Annotated in this window: 21 protein-coding genes and 1 pseudogene; 10 read left to right on the plus strand and 12 right to left on the minus strand. The window is 68.1% G+C overall.

Annotated elements, in window-relative coordinates:
- The first annotated feature begins 146 nt into the window (after positions 1 to 146).
- Positions 147 to 1,319 carry an ABC transporter substrate-binding protein gene (locus C1A33_RS19195; RefSeq protein ID WP_165818466.1) on the plus strand — a complete coding sequence of 391 codons (1,173 nt, stop codon included), beginning with the start codon at positions 147 to 149 and terminating at the stop codon, positions 1,317 to 1,319.
- A 115-nt stretch (positions 1,320 to 1,434) separates the two neighbouring features.
- Here the strand turns inward: C1A33_RS19195 and C1A33_RS19200 are convergent, their stop codons facing one another.
- The 6 genes from C1A33_RS19200 to C1A33_RS19225 all read right to left on the minus strand — a co-directional run bounded on the left by C1A33_RS19200 (position 1,435) and on the right by C1A33_RS19225 (position 6,171).
- Positions 1,435 to 2,781, minus strand: a complete 1,347-nt coding sequence (locus tag C1A33_RS19200; protein ID WP_133150731.1) for a phenylacetate--CoA ligase family protein — start codon at positions 2,779 to 2,781, stop codon at positions 1,435 to 1,437.
- Positions 2,782 to 2,895: 114 nt separating this feature from the next.
- Positions 2,896 to 3,087 (minus strand): hypothetical protein, encoded by a 192-nt coding sequence (locus C1A33_RS19205; protein ID WP_101832833.1) that lies wholly within the window; start codon positions 3,085 to 3,087, stop codon positions 2,896 to 2,898.
- Positions 3,088 to 3,162: 75 nt separating this feature from the next.
- On the minus strand, positions 3,163 to 4,164 hold the full coding sequence (locus C1A33_RS19210; RefSeq protein ID WP_207770385.1) for a Rieske 2Fe-2S domain-containing protein: 1,002 nt from the start codon (positions 4,162 to 4,164) through the stop codon (positions 3,163 to 3,165).
- Complete coding sequence (locus C1A33_RS19215) at positions 4,161 to 4,796, minus strand: TetR/AcrR family transcriptional regulator (protein ID WP_165818467.1); 636 nt, start codon at positions 4,794 to 4,796, stop codon at positions 4,161 to 4,163. The genes C1A33_RS19210 and C1A33_RS19215 overlap by 4 nt, the downstream gene beginning before the upstream one ends.
- A gap of 112 nt (positions 4,797 to 4,908) precedes the next feature.
- Complete coding sequence (locus tag C1A33_RS19220) at positions 4,909 to 5,472, minus strand: nuclear transport factor 2 family protein (protein WP_207770386.1); 564 nt, start codon at positions 5,470 to 5,472, stop codon at positions 4,909 to 4,911.
- Positions 5,473 to 5,550: 78 nt separating this feature from the next.
- On the minus strand, positions 5,551 to 6,171 hold the full coding sequence (locus tag C1A33_RS19225) for a TetR/AcrR family transcriptional regulator (RefSeq protein ID WP_101832837.1): 621 nt from the start codon (positions 6,169 to 6,171) through the stop codon (positions 5,551 to 5,553).
- A gap of 57 nt (positions 6,172 to 6,228) precedes the next feature.
- Here C1A33_RS19225 and C1A33_RS19230 point away from each other — a divergent pair, with 57 nt between their 5' ends.
- The 5 genes and pseudogenes from C1A33_RS19230 to C1A33_RS36775 all read left to right on the plus strand — a co-directional run.
- Positions 6,229 to 7,059 carry an SDR family NAD(P)-dependent oxidoreductase gene (locus tag C1A33_RS19230; protein ID WP_243407730.1) on the plus strand — a complete coding sequence of 277 codons (831 nt, stop codon included), beginning with the start codon at positions 6,229 to 6,231 and terminating at the stop codon, positions 7,057 to 7,059.
- On the plus strand, positions 7,059 to 8,312 hold the full coding sequence (locus tag C1A33_RS19235) for a cytochrome P450 (protein ID WP_101832839.1): 1,254 nt from the start codon (positions 7,059 to 7,061) through the stop codon (positions 8,310 to 8,312). The genes C1A33_RS19230 and C1A33_RS19235 overlap by 1 nt, the downstream gene beginning before the upstream one ends.
- A 74-nt stretch (positions 8,313 to 8,386) precedes the next feature.
- On the plus strand, positions 8,387 to 9,379 hold the full coding sequence (locus tag C1A33_RS19240; protein ID WP_133150732.1) for an LLM class flavin-dependent oxidoreductase: 993 nt from the start codon (positions 8,387 to 8,389) through the stop codon (positions 9,377 to 9,379).
- Positions 9,380 to 9,389: 10 nt separating this feature from the next.
- Positions 9,390 to 10,169: an SDR family NAD(P)-dependent oxidoreductase gene (locus C1A33_RS19245; RefSeq protein ID WP_243407727.1), complete on the plus strand. Its 780-nt coding sequence runs from the start codon at positions 9,390 to 9,392 to the stop codon at positions 10,167 to 10,169.
- Between the two features lie 351 nt (positions 10,170 to 10,520).
- Positions 10,521 to 10,711: pseudogene (locus C1A33_RS36775) on the plus strand (hypothetical protein); the annotation flags it as partial.
- Between the two features lie 75 nt (positions 10,712 to 10,786).
- Here the strand turns inward: C1A33_RS36775 and C1A33_RS19255 are convergent.
- Complete coding sequence (locus tag C1A33_RS19255) at positions 10,787 to 11,662, minus strand: oxygenase MpaB family protein (protein WP_101832842.1); 876 nt, start codon at positions 11,660 to 11,662, stop codon at positions 10,787 to 10,789.
- 221 nt (positions 11,663 to 11,883) lie between these two features.
- Between C1A33_RS19255 and C1A33_RS35055 the strand changes: the two genes are divergently transcribed.
- On the plus strand, positions 11,884 to 12,054 hold the full coding sequence (locus tag C1A33_RS35055; RefSeq protein ID WP_165818470.1) for a hypothetical protein: 171 nt from the start codon (positions 11,884 to 11,886) through the stop codon (positions 12,052 to 12,054).
- Positions 12,055 to 12,205: 151 nt separating this feature from the next.
- Here C1A33_RS35055 and C1A33_RS19260 read toward each other — a convergent pair whose 3' ends face one another.
- Genes C1A33_RS19260 through C1A33_RS19270 form a run of 3 tightly spaced genes read right to left on the minus strand, consistent with a single transcriptional unit; the run spans position 12,206 to position 13,186 of the window.
- Positions 12,206 to 12,670 (minus strand): hypothetical protein, encoded by a 465-nt coding sequence (locus C1A33_RS19260; protein ID WP_101832843.1) that lies wholly within the window; start codon positions 12,668 to 12,670, stop codon positions 12,206 to 12,208.
- On the minus strand, positions 12,667 to 12,867 hold the full coding sequence (locus tag C1A33_RS19265) for a hypothetical protein (protein ID WP_101832844.1): 201 nt from the start codon (positions 12,865 to 12,867) through the stop codon (positions 12,667 to 12,669). Before C1A33_RS19265 ends, C1A33_RS19260 begins: the two co-directional genes overlap by 4 nt.
- A complete protein-coding gene (locus C1A33_RS19270; RefSeq protein WP_243407728.1) occupies positions 12,860 to 13,186 on the minus strand; it encodes a DUF397 domain-containing protein in 327 nt (108 codons plus the stop codon). Before C1A33_RS19270 ends, C1A33_RS19265 begins: the two co-directional genes overlap by 8 nt.
- 316 nt (positions 13,187 to 13,502) lie before the next feature.
- Between C1A33_RS19270 and C1A33_RS19275 the strand changes: the two genes are divergently transcribed.
- Positions 13,503 to 14,957, plus strand: a complete 1,455-nt coding sequence (locus C1A33_RS19275) for an NsdA family TPR-like regulatory protein (protein ID WP_101832846.1) — start codon at positions 13,503 to 13,505, stop codon at positions 14,955 to 14,957.
- 70 nt (positions 14,958 to 15,027) lie between these two features.
- Positions 15,028 to 16,077, plus strand: coding sequence for a TIR domain-containing protein (locus C1A33_RS19280; RefSeq protein WP_101832847.1), 1,050 nt, complete (start codon positions 15,028 to 15,030; stop codon positions 16,075 to 16,077).
- Between the two features lie 415 nt (positions 16,078 to 16,492).
- Here the strand turns inward: C1A33_RS19280 and C1A33_RS19290 are convergent, their stop codons facing one another.
- Positions 16,493 to 16,990: a hypothetical protein gene (locus tag C1A33_RS19290; protein WP_101832848.1), complete on the minus strand. Its 498-nt coding sequence runs from the start codon at positions 16,988 to 16,990 to the stop codon at positions 16,493 to 16,495.
- A 170-nt stretch (positions 16,991 to 17,160) separates the two neighbouring features.
- Here C1A33_RS19290 and C1A33_RS19295 point away from each other — a divergent pair, with 170 nt between their 5' ends.
- Positions 17,161 to 17,481 (plus strand): DUF2277 domain-containing protein, encoded by a 321-nt coding sequence (locus C1A33_RS19295; RefSeq protein WP_101832849.1) that lies wholly within the window; start codon positions 17,161 to 17,163, stop codon positions 17,479 to 17,481.
- A gap of 138 nt (positions 17,482 to 17,619) precedes the next feature.
- Here the strand turns inward: C1A33_RS19295 and C1A33_RS19300 are convergent, their stop codons facing one another.
- On the minus strand, positions 17,620 to 17,802 hold the full coding sequence (locus C1A33_RS19300) for a hypothetical protein (RefSeq protein WP_101832850.1): 183 nt from the start codon (positions 17,800 to 17,802) through the stop codon (positions 17,620 to 17,622).
- Between the last annotated feature and the right edge of the window lie 33 nt (positions 17,803 to 17,835).

Raw genomic sequence — 17,835 nt, forward strand, 5'->3', positions numbered from 1 at the left:
CGATGCTCTAGAAGAGGTAGACGTATGAACCCAAATATGCGTAGGGTGTGGCGCTCCGAGAGCCATGTCACATATGGGGGTTCCACATGAACCGGTTACGACGCGTCACCGCGGGTGGGATCGCTGTCTGTGCCGCAGCTGTCGCCATGACCGCCTGCGGCAGCAGCGGATCGGGGGGTACGACGGCCAAACCGAAGGACGCGATCGTCCTCACCGTGATCATTCCCACCGTCTCCAAGCCCCCGACCCTCCCGTACGTCACCTCCGCGGTGAAGGCGGCCGCAGCGGCTGTCAACGCCAAGGGCGGGATCAGCGGCAAGCAGATCGAGATCAAGGTCTGCAACGAGAACAACAACCCGAACGACGCGACCAAGTGCGCGCGCCAGGCGGTGAGCGACCACTCGGTCGCCGTGGTCGGATCGTTCTCCACCTCGGGCAGCCAGGTCACGTCGATCCTGGCCAAGGCGGGAATTCCGCTGGTCGGCTTCGGCGCCATCACACCGGGTGACTACGCCTGCGCCACGTGCTACAACTTCGACGCCGGGAGCACGCTGGCCTTCGCGGGCCTGCCGGGCGCGCTGCGCTCCCAGGGCGCCAAGACGGTGACCACGGTCACCCTCGACCTCGCCTCCGCCGCGGCGAACGTCTCCGCCGTGGAGCACGCGGCCCAGTCCGCCGGCCTGCAGACCACCTCCGCGGTGAAGGTGGGTCTGACCTCGACCGACCTGGCTCCCGCCGTCCAGGCCGTGGAGCAGTCCAAGGCTGACGCGGCCGTGTCGGTCGTGCCCGCCGAGCTGACCGCCGCCTTCCTCAAGGCAGCCGCCCAGGCCAAGGCGCCGTTCACCGTCGGGGCCGTCGACGGGCAGATCAACTCCGTGCTCTCGCAGATCCGCGGCACGCAGGACGACCACCTGCTGGTCGTCAGCGCCTACCCGCCCATCGACGCGGTCGCCACCTACCCGGGCCTCGCCCAGTTCACCACCGAGCTGCAGGCGCAGGCGAAGACCGGCGACAAGGACGCCGCCACCCGCGACTCCTCCAGCGTGCGGGCCTGGCTGGCCGTGCACGTCGTGGCCCAGGTCGCCGCCGGCATCACCGGGGACATCACCTCGACGTCGCTGAACGACGCGCTCAAGACCGCCAAGGACATCGACCTGTACGGCATCCTGCCGAAGTGGACCCCGTCCGCGAAGGGACATGTTCCCGGCTTCGACCGGGTCAGCAACGCCCGCGTCTTCTTCATGCGGCTCAACGACGGCAAGTTCAGCGCCGCGAAGCCGATCGCCGGCATCGACCTCAACAGCGGAAAGCCGTTCTGACCCGTAAGGAACGCTGACGCCCGCCACGTCACCGACGGCCGGGCGGGGGGCTGATCGCCCTCCGCCCGGCCGCTCGTCATATCCCAGGAGCCCTGCCCCGCAGAAACGTCGCCCCTCAGGACTTCGCGACGCGGGGGACCTTCGCCGCCGAGCCGCGACGCAGCAACTGGTCCGCCGTCTCCGGCAGGAGATCGACAAGATCAGCGGGAATCCCCAGTCTGCTCGACAACGACGCCGTCAGCCGCCGACACAGATCCGCCAGATCAACCTCGCCACTGTCCTCAAATCCCACCCGCACCCGCAACCGCTCGACCTCACGCTGCGGCCGGATGATCTGGAACAGACCGGTCTCCGTCTCCTCCTCCTGCTCGACGATCGACCACACCTCGTGCGGCAGGACCGCACGACCCGCCACCACCGTCTCATCCCCCGCACGCCCCAGGACCCACATCCGCGGCGAGGTCCGCCCACACCCACAGGTCTCCCGCGTCAGACGCACAAGATCATCGGTACGGTACCGGATCAACGGATAGACGTCGTTGTCCAGCGCGGTCACCACCAGCTCACCGACCTCCCCGTCCCCCACCGCCCGCCCGTCGGCGTCGAGCACCTCCACCAACGTCTCATCCCAGTTCAGGTGATAGCCGTCGTGCTCCCCGCACTCCCACGCCAGACCCGTGTCACCCGCACTCGTGTACACCCACAGCTTCAGACCCCACTCCGAGGTCAGTTTCTCCCGCATCCGCGCGCCCAACGGCTCCCCGGCGAAACCAACACCGACGAAGGAACTCATCAGCTCCCGCATATCCACACCACGGTGCGCCAACCGCTCCAACTCGACCAGATGCGGACTCATCAACTGCGCATACGTCGGACGATACCGGCGGATCACCTCCGCCACCTCATCCCAGTTCCCCATCCACGTGTCCACCAGAAGCGGCACCGCACCCAGGGCGCGAAAGCCGTCCTCCAGATAACCGCGTAACCCGGCGGGGTTGCACAGCACCGTGTCCCCGGGGCGCACCCCCAGTTCCCACAGCGACCGCAGGTAGCACGCCGTGAGCGGCGAGCAGACCTGACCGGGCCACTGCTCCACGAAGAACGTCGGATCGCCCGTCGTCCCCGAACTCGCCGTCACCGTCGTGACGTCGGACGGATCGACCGTCAGCAGGCCACCGAAACCGTCACCGGTCCGGTCCCGCCACGCACGGATCGCATCCTTGCTCATGAACGGCACCCGGGTCTCGAAGTCCTCCCACGAGGCGATGTCACCAGGCGAGATCCCCGCGGCACCGAAGGACTCCCGATAGAACGCCGACCGCTCCTGCGCCAGGCGCGAGAGCTCGACGGCCCGCCGCAGCTGCACCTCGCGAATCCGCTCTGCCGACGCGGTCTCCCTCTCCGGCTCCAGCAGCCGGCTTCCCGGCGACGACTCCACGGGCGAGGAACTGACAGCAGTCACGGCGTGTGACCCCCTTGGAGGTGTGTGGCGTGCGACCCGGAGGATGCCAGGCACGAGTTTTCCAGACGATGCCGCCTCGAGCGCGCCCTGGCGAACCGGGGCAAGGCCGTCGGATCAGCCGGTGCGCAGCAGAGCCGCCAGGTCGACCTTGCGGATCTTGCCCATCGCGGTCCGCGGGAACTGTTCGAGGACACGCCATCGCCGAGGCACCTTGAACGATGCCAGGTACGCGCGGGCGAAGGCTTCGAGCTCCTCCTCGTCGATCGTCCGCCCCGGGGCCGGCTGCGCCGGCGACCGGCGACGCATGGCGACAAAAATGACTCCGTGTGATCATGAAGCCCGCCTCGCGTGGCGACGGCGGGCGCCCGGGAGCAGGCGCCGTCAGGCCCCGCTCGGCGCCGGGGACGCCGGCACCGGATGCGCTTCGGTGATCGGGTACCAGCGCCGGCACCACCGGCGCAGGTCACCGAACAGCTGGCCCTCGACGGTGGCCAGGGCGGGCGGGTCCTCATAGCGCTGGTGCGACCAGATGACGATGTCGTTCTTCAGCTGGGCGGTGGCCGCCCTCATCCGCCGGTCGAGCACGCCCGGCTCGTCGTCACCGTCGCGGCGTTCCAGCCAGACGGTCTGGAACATGGTGCTGGTCCGGTCGTCGATCGGCGTGGTGGCGAGCAGGATGACGGTGTTGTCATGCCCGGACAGTGCCGTGTAGGACAGTCCGATGCCCGCCTGCACGATCGACAGCGTGTCCCCGTCGTGGCTGTTCGGGTCCCAGGCGGTCCATCTGCGGCCGAAGCCGAGCTGGATGAACCACCGGTCCTCGTCGCTGCCCTGGCGCAACGCCACCGGGATGTCGCGGGTCTCGTGCACGAAGCGGAAGTGCACCGGGTCGGCGGCGTTCTCCGCCACGGTCTGGGGAAGGATCGTCACGTCGTCGTAGCGCACGAGCCCCCGCGGCGTCGCCGGATGGAAGGGCAGGTCACGGACGTGCTCCGCGACCTCGGTGAAGATGTGCGGCACCTCGCGCCCCGGCGGGCGGCCCGTGGCGTCGTGCCAGACGAACACGCACTCGTCCCGTTCGATCACCGGCCAGGCGGTCAGCTGCCGGCTGGTGTTGGGCCGGTCCTGGTACGGGATGTGGGTGTTGCGCCCCTCGCCGTTCCAGCGCCAGCCGTGGAACGGACAGACGACGCAGTCGCCGGCCACGGTGCCCCCGTAACCCAGGTGGCCGCCGAGGTGGCGACAGTAGGCGTCGAGTACCCGCACCACGCCGTCCTCACCCCGATAGGCGACGAGGTCCTGACCGAAGTAGCGCAGCGGCTTCACGCCACCTAAGGGCAGCTCCGAGGACCAGGCGACCTGGAACCAGCCGGACGGCCTCATCGTTGGTCGTAACTGCTGCATGCGGTGTCCTCCATGTCTCGAAGCGAGGCCGTGTCTTGTAGCGAGGCGAGTGCGCGGACGGTCCGGTCGATCAGCGCCCGGCGCGCGGCCGGTCCCGGCGGACGCACGCCGCGGCGGCGGCCCATCGTCCGCATGAGCAGGGCGCCGACGAAGGCGTCGGTCTCCCACGCCGCGTCGACGTCGGCGCCGATCTCCCCCCGTGCCGCCGCACGTTCGAAGGCGATCCGCACCCCGCGCAGCCGCGGACGGATCGTGCGCGCGAGATACAGCTCCCACAGGTCCGGGTGGCGCGCGGCGTCCGCACCGAGACGCAGATGCAGGCCCAGGTTCGGCTGCTCGAGCACCACCAGCAGGTCCTCGGCCAGCAGCAGCAGGTCCCCTCGCAGAGATCCCGTGTCGTGGCCGGGCGGGGGGTCGGTCCACACGTCGAGGGCGGCGATCACCAGCGAGCGCCAGTCCGGCCAGCGCAACGCGATGCTGGTGCGAGGCACGTTCGCGCGCTTCGCCACCTGGCGCAGGCTGAACCGGCCCACGCCCTGATCCGCCAGTTCGTCACGAGCCGCCGCGAGCACGCGCTCGTCGTAGGTGGGATCCCGCGGCCGCCCTGTCACCGCCCCACCCGCCCTTCGTCTCCTCAATCCCCCGGCTCGGGACCCGCCCTTCTAGGCCACTGTGGCACAGAAGTGGCGATGTGAGCAACGCCGCGCTGCGGCGACGTGCCGCCTACCCGTTCAGCCGCTGCCAGGACGCCCAGCGCATGGGCACGGTTCCTCGTCCGACGATGTTGCGTGGCCACCGCGCCTCGGCCTGCGCGAACGGTCGCTCCGCGACGTCCAGGCCGTAGTAGAGATGGTGGCGCCGGTCGCGGAAGTACCACCGGCCCGCGCGACGCTCGTAGCGATCCTCGTACGCGATGGCCTGCCGCAGCCAACGCCCCTCGCCCCCGAGCTCGGCCAGGCAGGAGACCGTGCCCGCGGCGTGATCCGCGTCGGCAAGGTTGATCACGTGCCCCGCGATCAGCAGGATGTTGATCGGCGTGGCGCGCAGGTGCTCGGCGAACAGATCCCGCAGGGCCTGCGGCCCGGTCCGCCCCTGCTGGCCCACGACGTCCTCGACGAACAGCTCGACCAGGGCATCGAGGTCGCCGGCCGACACCGCCAGCGCGTACCGCGCGGCGAGCTGGCGGATCTCGTCATGGGCGATCAGCCGCTCGAGATCACCCATCCCCGACGGAGGATCCGACCGGGCCGGGCCGAAGTGGGGTGTGACGTCATCTTCTCTGGTCATCGAACCTCCCGACTCGGGGTCGGCCCGCTACCGGCGCGGCCCAGGCCCCCTGCTGCGACTGCGCATATGGGTGACGGGTCACGTGGTTGTGGCCGTCAGGACGCGGACCTGGTCGAGGACAGCCTGTCGGCAGGCCATCACGTCGAGGTTGGGGTCGGTGAACCATTCCCAGGCAACACCTCGGATCATGGTCGTGATGGCGATACTCAGCGACACGGGCTCGAGGTCCGGACGGACCGTACCGTCGCGGATGCCCTCCCTCAGATCAGCCTCGATACGTGTCCGAAGCGCGACGTTCTGCTCGTGGATCATAGGCAGGAGTTCCGGCAGGGACGTCGCCGCCTCGTGGGCGATGACGATATAGGCGCGGATGTTCTCCGCATCGGTGACCAGGCCGTCGAAGAACTTGATGATCTCGGTCTCGATGCGCCCGACCCCGCGCAGGGTGTCGGGCATCGATGGTGGGCTGCTCTCCCGTACGTGGTCGATGATCGCCGCGAGCAGCTTCGGTTTGGAGCCGAAGTAGTGGGCGGCCAGGCTCCGGCTGTAGCCGGCACGCTCGCCCAGGTCGGCGAGCGTCATGTTGGAGTAGCCGCCGCCTGCGAGCAGGCGGACCGCGGTCTCGAGGATGGCGGCGCGGGCAGCATCGCGCCGCTGCGCCTGCGTACGTCTCGGGCGCCGTGTGCTTGACGTCACCATCGCTCCATGTTACTTGTTGGACGTCTGACTAGTAAATGGGGAGATGCCGTGGACGACATGAAGGTCGGCGTTGTCACCGGGGCGGCGAGCGGGCTGGGGCTCGGGCTGGCGTCCAGCCTCGTGGACCGGGGCATGAACGTGGTGATCGCCGACATCAACGGCGACGCACTCGCGCAGGCGGAGAAACGTCTTCAGACGGACGGCGTGGAGATCCTCGCCGTCCGGACGGACGTGACCAAGGCCGATGACGTCGCGGCCCTTGCCGGCAGGACCCGCGACAGGTTCGGCCGTGTCGACGTCGTCTGCCTGAACGCCGGGGTGTCACTGCGGGGCCGCGCCTGGGAACTGACGGTCGACGACTGGCGCTGGATCTACGACGTCAACGTGTTCGGTGTCGTCCACGGGATCCGCAGTTTCGTCCCGGGGCTCCTGGAGACGGGCGGGGGGCACGTCCTCATCACCGCGTCGAACAGCGCCGTCACGGTCCTTCCGGCGTTGGCGCCCTACGTGTCCAGCAAGCACGCCGTGCTCGCGGCCGCCGAAGTCCTGCAGCATGATCTCGTCGAGGTCGGTTCCGACGTGCGGGTGTCGGTCGTTCTGCCGGGCGCCATCCGTTCGGGTATGGCGGACGCGGTCCTCAACCGCCCGGCCGACTACGGCAGCGCGCGGGTGGACGAGAAGATCCGACAGGCGAGCCACGCCTTCCTCGACCGTTATGGGATGGACCCGCGCGTCATGGCGGATGACGTCCTGCGAAGCGCCCTCGACGAGCATTCCTTCTGCATCTTCACCCATCCGGCCGACGTCGCGACGCTTACCGCGCACACCGAAGCGCTCCGCGAAGGCCGGTTACCGAACGTCGTCTCTCACGTCATCCAGGAGAACTGATGAGCACTGACACTGTCTCGTCAACCGACGCCGAGGCGCGCGCTCGCGCCGCTGGCGTGCCGGTCATAGACTTTGACCCGGAATGCGATCCGAGGTTCAAGGACGATCCCCTCGGCACCATCCTGGCAGGGCAGCAGGTCGGCGACATCTTCTACAGCACCGCGGCGCGCGGCTTCTGGGTCATCACCCGCCACGAGCTGTTCAGGGAGATCAGCCAGGCCACGGACCGCTACTCCAACCGCGAGACGTTCACCTTCTACCGGGACCCACCCGACGTGTTCCAGATGCCGGCGAACCTGGATCCGCCGGATCATACGAAGGTACGCAGGCTGCTCATGCCGCTGCTGTCGCCCGCCGCGGTGAAAAGGCTCGAGTCGCGCGCCCGGGCGTCCGTCGCGAGGATCGCGGACGAGGTCGCCGAGCGAGGCAGCTGCGACTTCATGGCTGACGTGGCGCTGCGCATTCCGGCCGAGGTCTTCCTCGAGCACATGGGACTTCCGCTCTCGCGCGCCGACGAGATCATCGCCACCCGGCTGCTGCCGGGAAAGCTCAACGCCAGCAACGACCCGGGTGGCGTGCAGCTCAAGGCCGCGGTCGCCGCGGTACGCGCCATGTTCGAGGAGGTGCTCGCCGAGCGCCGCCGCCAGCCGGCCGATGACATCCCGACCTATCTGCTGTCCCAGGAACTCGACGGCCGGCCCCTCACCGACCAGGAGATCCTTCAGCTGTGCCACACGCTGCTCGGCACCTCGCTGGGGACGACGGCGTCGACGATGGCGTTCCTGTTCAAACGGCTCGCCGAGGACCCGGCGTTGCGCCACAGCGCCACCAGTACGCCGGAGATGGTCGGGGGCCTGGTCGACGAGGCCCTGCGGAACTTCCCGGCGATCCCCCTGCTCGCCCGGACCGTGCGCGCCGATGTCGACTTCCACGGGATTCCGTGGAAGGAAGGCGACCGACTCCTGCTTCTGCTCGCGGCGGCCAACGCCGACCAGGACGCGTTCCCGTCCCCGGAGCAGTTCGATCCGCAGCGCACGCCGAACCGTCACGTCGCCTTTGGCCTGGGACCACACCGGTGCGCCGGCGCCCACCTCGCCGGTATGGAACTGCGCGTGCTCGTCGAGGAATGGCACCGCCGCATTCCCGACTACCACCTCGGCGATCTGTCCGACCTCACCCACGAGGTGTCGGTCGCGGTCCGCATGACGACCCTGCCGCTCGTGATCGACTCGCCCGCGCCCTCGTTCTCCTGAGCCGGCAGAACAACCGCACCGCGGCCGCGGAAGCCGGCCACCAACAATCACCATGACTGCAAGGAGAAACACCTGTGCCCCGTTTGCGACTGTCCTTCGATCTGAGGCGTCCGGACTTCGTCACGGCCAGCTCGTCGGAGCTCGCCGCCACCATGCTCGATATCTGCGAGTGGGCTGATCGCATCGGCTTCGATCTGGTGTACTTCGGGGAGCACCACTGCTCCTCGGACGGCTACCTGCCGTCTCCGGTGGTCGCCTCGGCCGCCGTCGCCGGGCGCACCTCCCGGATACGGTTCCGCCCGATCCTGCTCACCCCCCTGTACCACCCGCTCCGCCTCGCCGAGGACCTGGCCGTCGCCGACGTGCTCAGCGGTGGCCGTATGACCCCCGTGTTCGCGGCCGGCTACCGCCAGGCGGAGTTCGACCTTTTCGATGTCAGTCTGCGTGAACGGCCCAGCCGGGTCATCGAAGCCGTCGAGACCTGTCGAAAGGCCTGGACGGGTGAGCCGTTCGAGTTCCGCGGACGCACGGTGACGGTCACGCCGACTCCCGCCCAGAAGCCACTGCCGATCGTCATGGGCGCCGCTGCCGAGGTCTCCGCCCGGCGTGCCGCCCACCTCGCCGACGACTTCGACCCCGCCGACCCCACCATCTGGGAGTTCTACCGGGACGAATGTCTGAAGATGGGGCGCGACCCGGGCCAGTGGGTTCCGCGCGGCCCGACGTTCCTGTACGTGACTCACGATCCGGAGGCGGCCTGGGCTGAGGTCGGCCCGAATCTCCTGCACGCCGCGAACACCTATGCCCAATGGATTGCCGACTCGGCAATGAAGTCGAACGAATGGTACCCGCCAATCTCGTCCGTTGACGATCTACGCGCTGGCGGCGCTTATCAGATCGTCAGCCCCGAAGGCTGCCTCGAGATCGCCCGGCAACTCGGCCCGGAGGGCCACCTGGTCCTGCGTCCCCTCTTCGGCGGCACCGAACCGAAGAAGGCATGGGCCAGCCTCCAGCTCTTCGAATCGGAAGTTCTGCCTCACCTTGACGTCACCACCTCCGATGTCTGAGGCGCAGGCGGTGGTGGAGGCCGAGAGCTCCGTGTTCGATCTGCGCGGGCGGGTGGTGGTGGTGACCGGGGCCAGCAGCGGGATCGGCGCGGGCCTCGTCCGATCACTGGCCACCGTGGGGGCGCGGGTGGTCGCCACGGCCCGGCGACGCGATCGGCTCGAGGCGCTCGTCGCGGACCTGCCTGGTGCCGACACACTCGCGGTCGCCTGCGACGTGGGGGTCGACGCCGACCGCGAGCGGCTGGTGGCCACCGTGCTGGAACGCTTTGGGCGGGTGGACGGTCTGGTCAACAACGCGGGCATCAGCGGCAGCGGCGTGCCTGCCACGCGGCAGAGCACCGAGGAGTTCCGCGAGGTGCTCGAGGTTGATCTGGTAGCGCCGTTCGATCTCGCCAAACGCGTGCTGCCCGCCATGCGAGCCCAGGGCGGGGGATCGATTGTCAACGTCACGTCGACGGCGGCGATCACCACCACCAGCCCGACCATTCCGCAGGCTGCGTACTGTGCGGCCAAAGCGGGGCTCGCTCATCTCACCCGCGAGCTGGCCCAGCAGTGGGGGCGTTACAACGTCCGCGTCAACGCCTTCGCTCCCGGTTTCTTCGCGACGGAGATGACGGGATCGATGACCAGCGAGGGGCGTCCCCCGGACTGGCTCGCCGACCAGCAGGCGATCAAAAGCACCGGTGGGGCCGAGGATGCTTTCGGCGTCGTGGCCTACCTGCTCTCTGACGCCGGCCGGTTCGTGACGGGTCAGCAGATCGCCGTCGACGGCGGGCAGACGTTGAGCTGAGAGGCAGCGAACCGCGGTCGGGGTGACCGGGCCTGCACAGGTGACCCCAGGCAACGCCCCGTGCGCGTCGGTGTCGACCCACACGGGGCGTTGTCCCCTCGCCACAGAACGTACGAGACGAGGAGAGCTGATCTCAAGGAGGACTTGTCCGGATACCTGACGGACCGCTCGTGGTCAGGTGAACGGCGAGGAGCATCCTCGTGTTCGACGCGCTGCACGGCCACGCGGCGAGGGTTCGGGCGAAGGCTGCGCGTAACACCCGGTGACGGTGGTCATGACCGCGGCCGACTTGATCGCTCTCGGCCTTCTCCAGAGCCTTGCCTGCGAGGCGGTACAGCCCGCGGAGCCGGCATATGTAGGCAGCAGGTCCGGAGATGTCGAGGAGCCGGTGCCGAGGGGCCCGCACGTCGCGAACGGATCTTTGCCGCTCCGGGAGAACGGTGGTTCGCCGAGGACCGACCCATCCGCCGCGTGCACGCCGACGCGTCCATGTTCGTCGGTGGGCTGCGGGCTTGCTGTTACAGTCCCTGCACCCCCTGGCGGAGAGTACGGGGCAACAGCTTCAACACGCTCGTGTCACACCCCGAATTACCCGTGGCTGGACGCCACACCCTGCCTCAGGTGCCCCGGGGGCGAGTGGCCCATCGGATCGTCGTGACGATCGACTGACCAGCCAGACGCCCGACCGTTGCCTCAGCCGCAGGCAGGTAGGGCAGCCTGAGAGGCCATCGCGTCCAGACCGGCATGAGTCCGACCGCAGCCGTGGCCAATGCGGTGTAGGGCGGTCGCGCGGGCAGGGGCAGGGGTGCCTGCAGCAGTAGGTAGCGGGCAGCCGAACGGGCCTCGGGGGTCCCGGCGAGTTCCGGTCGGTACTCGCGAAGCGCGGCATCCAGCTCCTCGCGCGTCCGCGGAACATCCGGGATGCCGAGGTGGCCCGCGATCACCGCCGTGTCGGCGACGTAGCCGTCGCACTCCTCGGGAGTGAGCCTGGTGTGGCCATAGCGCTGGAAAGCTGCAAGGAAGCTATCTGTCTCCGCCAGATGAACCCACCGCATCAGGTGTGGGTCGGACGCGTCGTAGGGGCGTCCATCCGGAGCTATGCCCCGTACTCTCCGGTGCACCGCGTGGACGCGGGCGACGGAGCGCTCGGCCTCCTTTGCCGGGCCGAAGGTCGTTGCCGCGAGGAAGTAGCTGGTGCGCGCGAGACGTCCCCACGGATCATGGCGGTAGTCCGAGTGCTCTGCGACCCCCGCCATGGCGAGCGGGTGCAGCGACTGGAGCAGCAAAGCCCGCAGCCCGCCCACGAACATCGAGGCGTCCCCGTGTACCCGGCGGATGGGTCGATCTTCGGCGAACCAGCGCTCCCCCGGTGCCGCGAAGATCCGCTCGCGACGTGCTGGACCCTCCGATCCCGCGACTCGGCTGAACACGTGGCTGCCGAGCCAGACGCGCAGCTCCTCCGTTCGGTCAAGGACGACCGTACTCCCCACCATTGCCCCATCATGCGCCGAGCAACCCGCATCGCGCGGACACTGCCGAGATGTCGACATGTCGCCCTTGAGATCAGGTGCTCTCGTATCGTACGTTCCGCCCATCACCTCAGGTGAAGGAGCGACTACGACAACCGCACCGAAGCGCGCGACCAATACCCCGGCTGTCAAAGCCACCCAGGCGACGCCCGAGACCTCCACACCCCCCCGCTGCTGACGAGCCCGTGACCGAGACCAGCGAGGTCGTGGCTGATGAGGTCGTCACCGAGGAGGTGCCCGCGAAGCCGAAGCGCCAGAACGTCAGCCACGACGGGTGCAGCCACGAGAAGACCAAGAGCGCTCGGGCGAAGTGCCGCCGGGACCGGGCGAAGGCTACCGAGGCCAAGGTGTCGTAGGCCCAACCAGAAGCCCCGCACCGGTGATTCGGGCGGGGCTTTCTGGTGTGCGCGATCGATGAGGTCGACATCGACACGTCACAGGGCAGCGTTCATGGTGCCCGAGGTCAACGCACGGCGAGTACACCCCGCGTCAGGGGTCATCCCACCGCTAGCGTCTGGTGTCGACCCAGGCAGCGTGTCGGTGCGGGGTCATGATCTCCCACACCCCGCGTTCGACCCGCGATCCGTCTGGGGTCTGTAGCTCAACCCCGTGGCGGACGACGTGCCCACCCTCAGGCGTCGCCTCGGGATCGTCGGGTTCGACTCCGATCATGACCAGGCCCATCGACCGGGACAGCAACCGGAGCCGCTGAGCGAGGGCGTACGCGAGGATCGTGCTCTCCGCGGGCACGTCCCGGCGATGGATGGTCAGGGTGCCGATCCCCGGCACGGTAGCCAAGCCCAGGGCGGTGCGCAGCAGAGCGTCCTGACGGACCGGGATGAAGTCGACCACGACCTCCGCGAGGTCCAGCGTCACCACGTAGGTCGGTTGTTCGGCCACGATCACGCCGTCCCGGTCGGGCAGGTCCATCTGCGGCAGGGTGCGGAAACGCCAGAGCTTTTCCGTGATCACAGGGTCTCCAGGTTCTCGGCATCGGAGAGCCACACGAGGGGGACGACGATCCAGTCCGGGTAATTGCGTTCGGTGGCGTAGGCGTTGGCGTCGGCAGCCGAGGAGAAGGGGCCGATAGCGCCTGCGGTGCGCCGCTCGACACCCTCCATGATCGACACCGCCCACACCACCCTGCCCGAGCTGGTCAGCTCACCCATCACTCACACCCGGGCGGCGCTTGCGGGGCCTGCCACCGCGACGGATCACGGTTCGCGAGAAGTTGAATTCTCTGGCGAGGGCAGCCGTGATGAACGCGGACCACTCGACCGGAGAGAACAGCAGAGCGCTTCCCCCGGGAGCGGCCGCGTGTCGTACCGCAACCGATCCGATGTCGGCGATCCCCTGATCCTCAACGAGCGCGATCTCTACCGCGTCGGGACCAGCACCCGAGGCGCGATGCCACGTGAGCTGGTCACGTTCCCAGACGCCCAGCTCCGCATCCACCTGGGCAAAGAAATCGTCTTCCCATTTCCCCACTGGCAGCCTCCCCGGGGGGTGTGGTGATGGAAGGGGCAACTCCGGCCGAGGGTTCGAGGGCATCCCGACCGGAGCGCCCCTTCTATTGCATCTGAAACGACCCCGCTTTCTCAACCGTCAAATTCCATCGGAATCCGCAGGCCAGATGCTGTGCGCCCTATCATTTCCTATGCTCGCCATCATCGCCGCGAAGGCGTGTTAGCGATGTGTTAGGAGAAGCCGACGGGACCACAGACGGTACTTCTGAAGGTGTAAGCAGTCCGCTACGCTGCCCTACGAGTGATATCCCGACCCACACCCACGAGAAAGGTTCGTGATGCCCGCCAGCGCACCCCGCACCAGGACGAGGGAAGCCGAGGAGATCCGCAGTGCGGTGCTGCGCGCGAAGCATCCCGGATGGAAGCCAGAACGTCTCGTGGCCTTCCGCCAGTCACTCGGCTGGAGCAGGGCGACGCTGGCCCGCAGGATTCGCAGGATCGACCCGTCAAACGTGCCGTTCACTCCCCCGATGGCAGGGGAACTCCAGGTCATGCGGCACGAGCGGGGATGGAGCTACCCCGGTGAGGACTGGCAAGCCGCATACAGCCACGTCACCGGTGCCACCCGGGTTGAGCTGGGCTTTTGCGCCCGTCTCTCACGAGGTGAGCCGAGCGTCACCGCGGGTGGCTTGCCACCTGGCGCGCCCGTCGCGGACGATGGGCTTGCCCAGCTCTGGACGTCACAGAGCCTGACCACCGCGTGGCAGGAGGTGATGACGACGGTGGACAGCTCCATGGAACGCCGGCAGTTCATCGCCTTGAGCGGCGTCGCCTTGACCGCTGCCGCACACGAGTGGCTGGTAGCTGACCCGGCACGACTCGCCTCAGCCCTGGCCGGGCGACGAGTAGACGCGGGTGTGGTGGCTGACCTGACAGCCGCCACGGACACCCTGCGGCGCCTGGATGACAAGCTCGGTGGGCAAGCCGTGTTCGGCATGGTCACGGAACAGCTCAGGGTCGTGGTCGGGCTGCTGCGAAACACGTCCTACAGCCAGGCAGATGGGCAGGCCCTCCACGGCATCGCCGCCGAGCTGGCGCGCCTCGCGGGGTGGACCACCTACGACGCGGGTCGCCACGGTGAAGCCCAGCGGTTTTACCTCGTCGGTCTGCGGGCTGCTCACGAGGCGGACACCCCGGGTGTGGCAGCGAACATCCTCCGGTGCATGGCGCACCAGGCCCGGTCCAACGGTGACCCGGGTACCGCCATCGAGTTGCTGAGGTCTGCCCGTGCCGGGTCGCGGGGACGCCTCACGAGCACCGAACAAGCCGTACTAGCCGCGGGCCTTGCCAGCGCCTACGGAGTTGCCGGTGATCGGGACTCTGCCCTGACCGCGTCAGACGCCGCCTATGCCGCGATCGAGCAATCCCAGCCGGACGAGGAGCCGCCCTATCTCTACTGGGCTGGTCCTTACACGATCGCCCACTCCGTCGGTGCAGCCCTCATGAGCACCGGCGATCCCACGGGTGCGATTCCGCACTTCCAGACGGCCATCGACCGGATCGGCACGGATCTGCCCCGCGATCGCCTCGGCTTCGTGCTCAACCTCGCCATGGCCCACACCCGAGCTGACGACCCTGACACCGCCATCGGCATCACCCGCGAGGCGATCACGACCACCACCGTCCCATCGTCGATCATGGCAGACCGCATCAGCGAGGTATGCCAGGCCATCACCGCCACGGGGCACCCCGGAGCGTCTGAGCTGGCCGAACACGCTCGCGAGACTGTCTGACCCGGAGCATCCACACCCACCCAAGACTGTGCGTGACGGCCGCTATCCGTACGGGTCATACACTCGCCTCATGGCATCGGGGGATTCCTTCGTCTTCGTGTCCTACACGGCCGCAGACGAGGCGTGGGCGAAGTGGGTAGCAACGATCCTGGAGGAGGCGGGCCTCACCGCTCGTATCCAGGTGTGGGACTCGACCCCGGGTACGAACTTTATCCAGTGGATGAACACGCAGCTTGCGGAAGCGCGCTGGACGGTAGCTCTCTACTCCAAGGCGTACTTCGAGTCCCAGTGGTGCACCGCCGAGTGGACCGCATCCCTCGCACGTCAGACCCTTCTGCCCATCCGACTTGAGCGGGTGGAGCCACCCGCAACACTACAGGTGATCACTTGGGTCGACCTGTTCAACCTAGACGAAAGGCTCGCTAAAGAGAAAGTCCTACACGCGGTCGGAATGCAGGTCATGCCGCGACTTGCAACCTTCCCCGGAAAATCGACAGCGCAATCGTGGCCGCCATCCGAGTGGGTTTCACGTGAAGATTTTACCGAAGCGATCAAGCTACTTGGCTCAGGTCAGCGCCACGCTAGGATTGGAGGGATCCGACTTCTCACCCGGATCGCCGAGAGTCAGCCATCAGAGCAAATCGCCGTTATTGAAATTCTGTCCTCCTTTATAGTCGAGCATACGCGGGCGCTTAAGGACGAACGCCCCGACCCGCCTCTCATCGTGATTGAGACCGATGTGCAGGTGGCCCTAAACGCGCTCGGGAACTTGCCTGATAGACCGAGTCTGTCCCGGGCAAACCTGCAAGGCGCCCGACTCTTTGGTGCAGACCTGTCAGGGCTGAACTTTAGCTATTCAGACCTAAGTGACGTGGACTTTACTCGCGCCCATCTCAATTTCACCGACCTAATCGATACCGAACTAGCAGGCGCAAATCTGGCCGAGTCATTTGGTCTAGAGAATGAGCAGATTGGTGCAGCATTGGGTGATAGTGGCACCCGACTGCCGCAGCAGGTCGAGCGCCCGGAATCCTGGCCGCCCTATCGGCCATCATTCCACCTATGGGAAGAATTTCCGGATGAATTTTCCGGGACTTCCAACTATGATCTGAAGCCTTAGATTCCCCATTCGGGACTCACGTTCCGGCCGTCCCTGACTCGGTGTAAACAAACGTTATCACACGTTAAATGAGGGCTTTAGGGTTGACTCTCAGCGGTCGTGAGAGCCGGGAATCCACGGTGCGTCGGGATCAAAGCGCGCTTCTTCCATCCCTTCCCGTCGCATAAGAAGCGCCTGTTCCGAGACGGTCAGAGTATGCCGATCGCTGGTCCGCTGCATAAGCCCGCTCCGACCTCCGAACTCGGATGGACCCATCTCTGGACGCGATGGCCTCTCAGGCTGCCCTACCTGCCTGCGGCTGAGGCGACGGTCGGGCGTCTGGCTGGTCAGTCGATCGTCACGACGATCCGATGGGCCACTCGCCCCCGGGGCACCTGAGGCAGGGTGTGGCGTCCAGCCGCCGGCGTCAGGTCGGCTACCGGCGTTCGAAGACCCAGGCGGCGGCGAGGGCGCCGCCGACGACCACGGTGACGAGCAGGATGCCGGCGAGCACGAAGACGCCGACCGTCTTGATCAGGGCGATCGCGATCGGCAGGCCGGCGGCCAGCAGGTACAGGCCGCGGGTACGCACGGGGGTGTTGACGACCGCGTAGACGCGGCGAGGCCCGGAGACGCGGGAGACGCTGAGCTCGTCGGACACCGACGGCATGAGCCGGATCGTGCTCCAGGTCAGCCCGACGAAGGCCAGGGTGAGCACGAGGGCGTAGAGGAAGCCGATGCCGTGCCCGAACGCGTCGAACGACGCGCCAGCCGCGATCACCGTGATGACGAAGGGGATGTACCACGCCGTGGTACGGTCCTGCCGCGCCTGACCGGCGAGGCGGCGGGCCTGGGCGAGGCGATCGCCGCGCCGCCCCCGACCGCCCCGACCGCCCTGGCCGGGATCCGCCGATGCGCCGTAGTAGTTCGCCATGGCCGTCCGACTCCCTCCGCGGGGCTGCCGGCCGGATCCGCACCGCGCGGTGTGAGGCCACGGCAGCCCGCCTCATTGTCCTCCCGCGCGGGCGCCCTGCGGGGACATTCCGGGGTGGACACCACTGTCAGGCCGAGGACATGTCGGATCAGCGGGTTAGCGTGGCCGGCATGTGTCGAAACATCACCGAACTGCGTGGGCTCGAACCGCCGGCGACGGATACGGAGATCGAGGCCGCGGCCCGTCAGTTCGTCCGCAAGGTCAGTGGGGTGCGCCGCCCGTCTGCCACCGTGGACGACGCCGTCGAGGCGGCGGTCGCCGAGGTCACCGCCTCGGTGCACCGCCTGCTCGCGGCGCTGCCCGCCCGCCGCCAGCCGCCGGCGACGCTGCCGCCGCTGCGCCGCCCGGAGGTCCAGGCCCGCCTGCGCGGCACCACCGGCGGTGGCCGGCTTCCTGACCGAACCGGCTTCCTGACCGAGCCGGCTTCCTGACCGAGCCGGCTTCCTGACCGAACCGGCTCACTGCGTGGGGCGGCTCCCGAAGCGGGCTGCCTGCGACGCCAGACGGCTCCCGGCAAGGGACGGCTCCCGGCGTCGGAGGGAGGCTCCCGAGGGACGGGTGGGTTGCGGTCAGCGGCGGTCAACGTCGGCGCGGGAGCGGCGCCGACGGTTGCCCGAGTCGACGAGCCGGTCCGGCTGTCGACCGGCGATCGCGTCGGCCCGGTCGGCCTCGACGCTGTCGGCGATCAGCTCCCGGGTCCGGTTCTGCTCCTGGTTGTCGAGGCCGTGCAACAAGCTGTCGAACACGCTCACCTGGTCACTCCAGCCGGTAGCTCCGCGGCGTCG

The sequence above is a fragment of the Frankia canadensis genome (genome assembly GCF_900197875.1).
GTDB lineage: Bacteria > Actinomycetota > Actinomycetes > Frankiales > Frankiaceae > Frankia > Frankia canadensis.

Coding starts and splice junctions, on each gene's coding strand:
- C1A33_RS19275 (WP_101832846.1), top strand. CDS start 13,503: ATGCCCGCCAGCGCACCCCGCACCAGGACGAGGGAAGCCGAGGAGATC.
- C1A33_RS19255 (WP_101832842.1), bottom strand. CDS start 11,662: ATGGTGGGGAGTACGGTCGTCCTTGACCGAACGGAGGAGCTGCGCGTC.
- C1A33_RS19195 (WP_165818466.1), top strand. CDS start 147: ATGACCGCCTGCGGCAGCAGCGGATCGGGGGGTACGACGGCCAAACCG.
- C1A33_RS19235 (WP_101832839.1), top strand. CDS start 7,059: ATGAGCACTGACACTGTCTCGTCAACCGACGCCGAGGCGCGCGCTCGC.
- C1A33_RS19230 (WP_243407730.1), top strand. CDS start 6,229: ATGAAGGTCGGCGTTGTCACCGGGGCGGCGAGCGGGCTGGGGCTCGGG.
- C1A33_RS19210 (WP_207770385.1), bottom strand. CDS start 4,164: ATGAGGCCGTCCGGCTGGTTCCAGGTCGCCTGGTCCTCGGAGCTGCCC.
- C1A33_RS19225 (WP_101832837.1), bottom strand. CDS start 6,171: ATGGTGACGTCAAGCACACGGCGCCCGAGACGTACGCAGGCGCAGCGG.
- C1A33_RS19205 (WP_101832833.1), bottom strand. CDS start 3,087: ATGCGTCGCCGGTCGCCGGCGCAGCCGGCCCCGGGGCGGACGATCGAC.
- C1A33_RS19280 (WP_101832847.1), top strand. CDS start 15,028: ATGGCATCGGGGGATTCCTTCGTCTTCGTGTCCTACACGGCCGCAGAC.
- C1A33_RS19295 (WP_101832849.1), top strand. CDS start 17,161: ATGTGTCGAAACATCACCGAACTGCGTGGGCTCGAACCGCCGGCGACG.
- C1A33_RS19220 (WP_207770386.1), bottom strand. CDS start 5,472: ATGACCAGAGAAGATGACGTCACACCCCACTTCGGCCCGGCCCGGTCG.
- C1A33_RS19265 (WP_101832844.1), bottom strand. CDS start 12,867: ATGGGTGAGCTGACCAGCTCGGGCAGGGTGGTGTGGGCGGTGTCGATC.
- C1A33_RS19290 (WP_101832848.1), bottom strand. CDS start 16,990: ATGGCGAACTACTACGGCGCATCGGCGGATCCCGGCCAGGGCGGTCGG.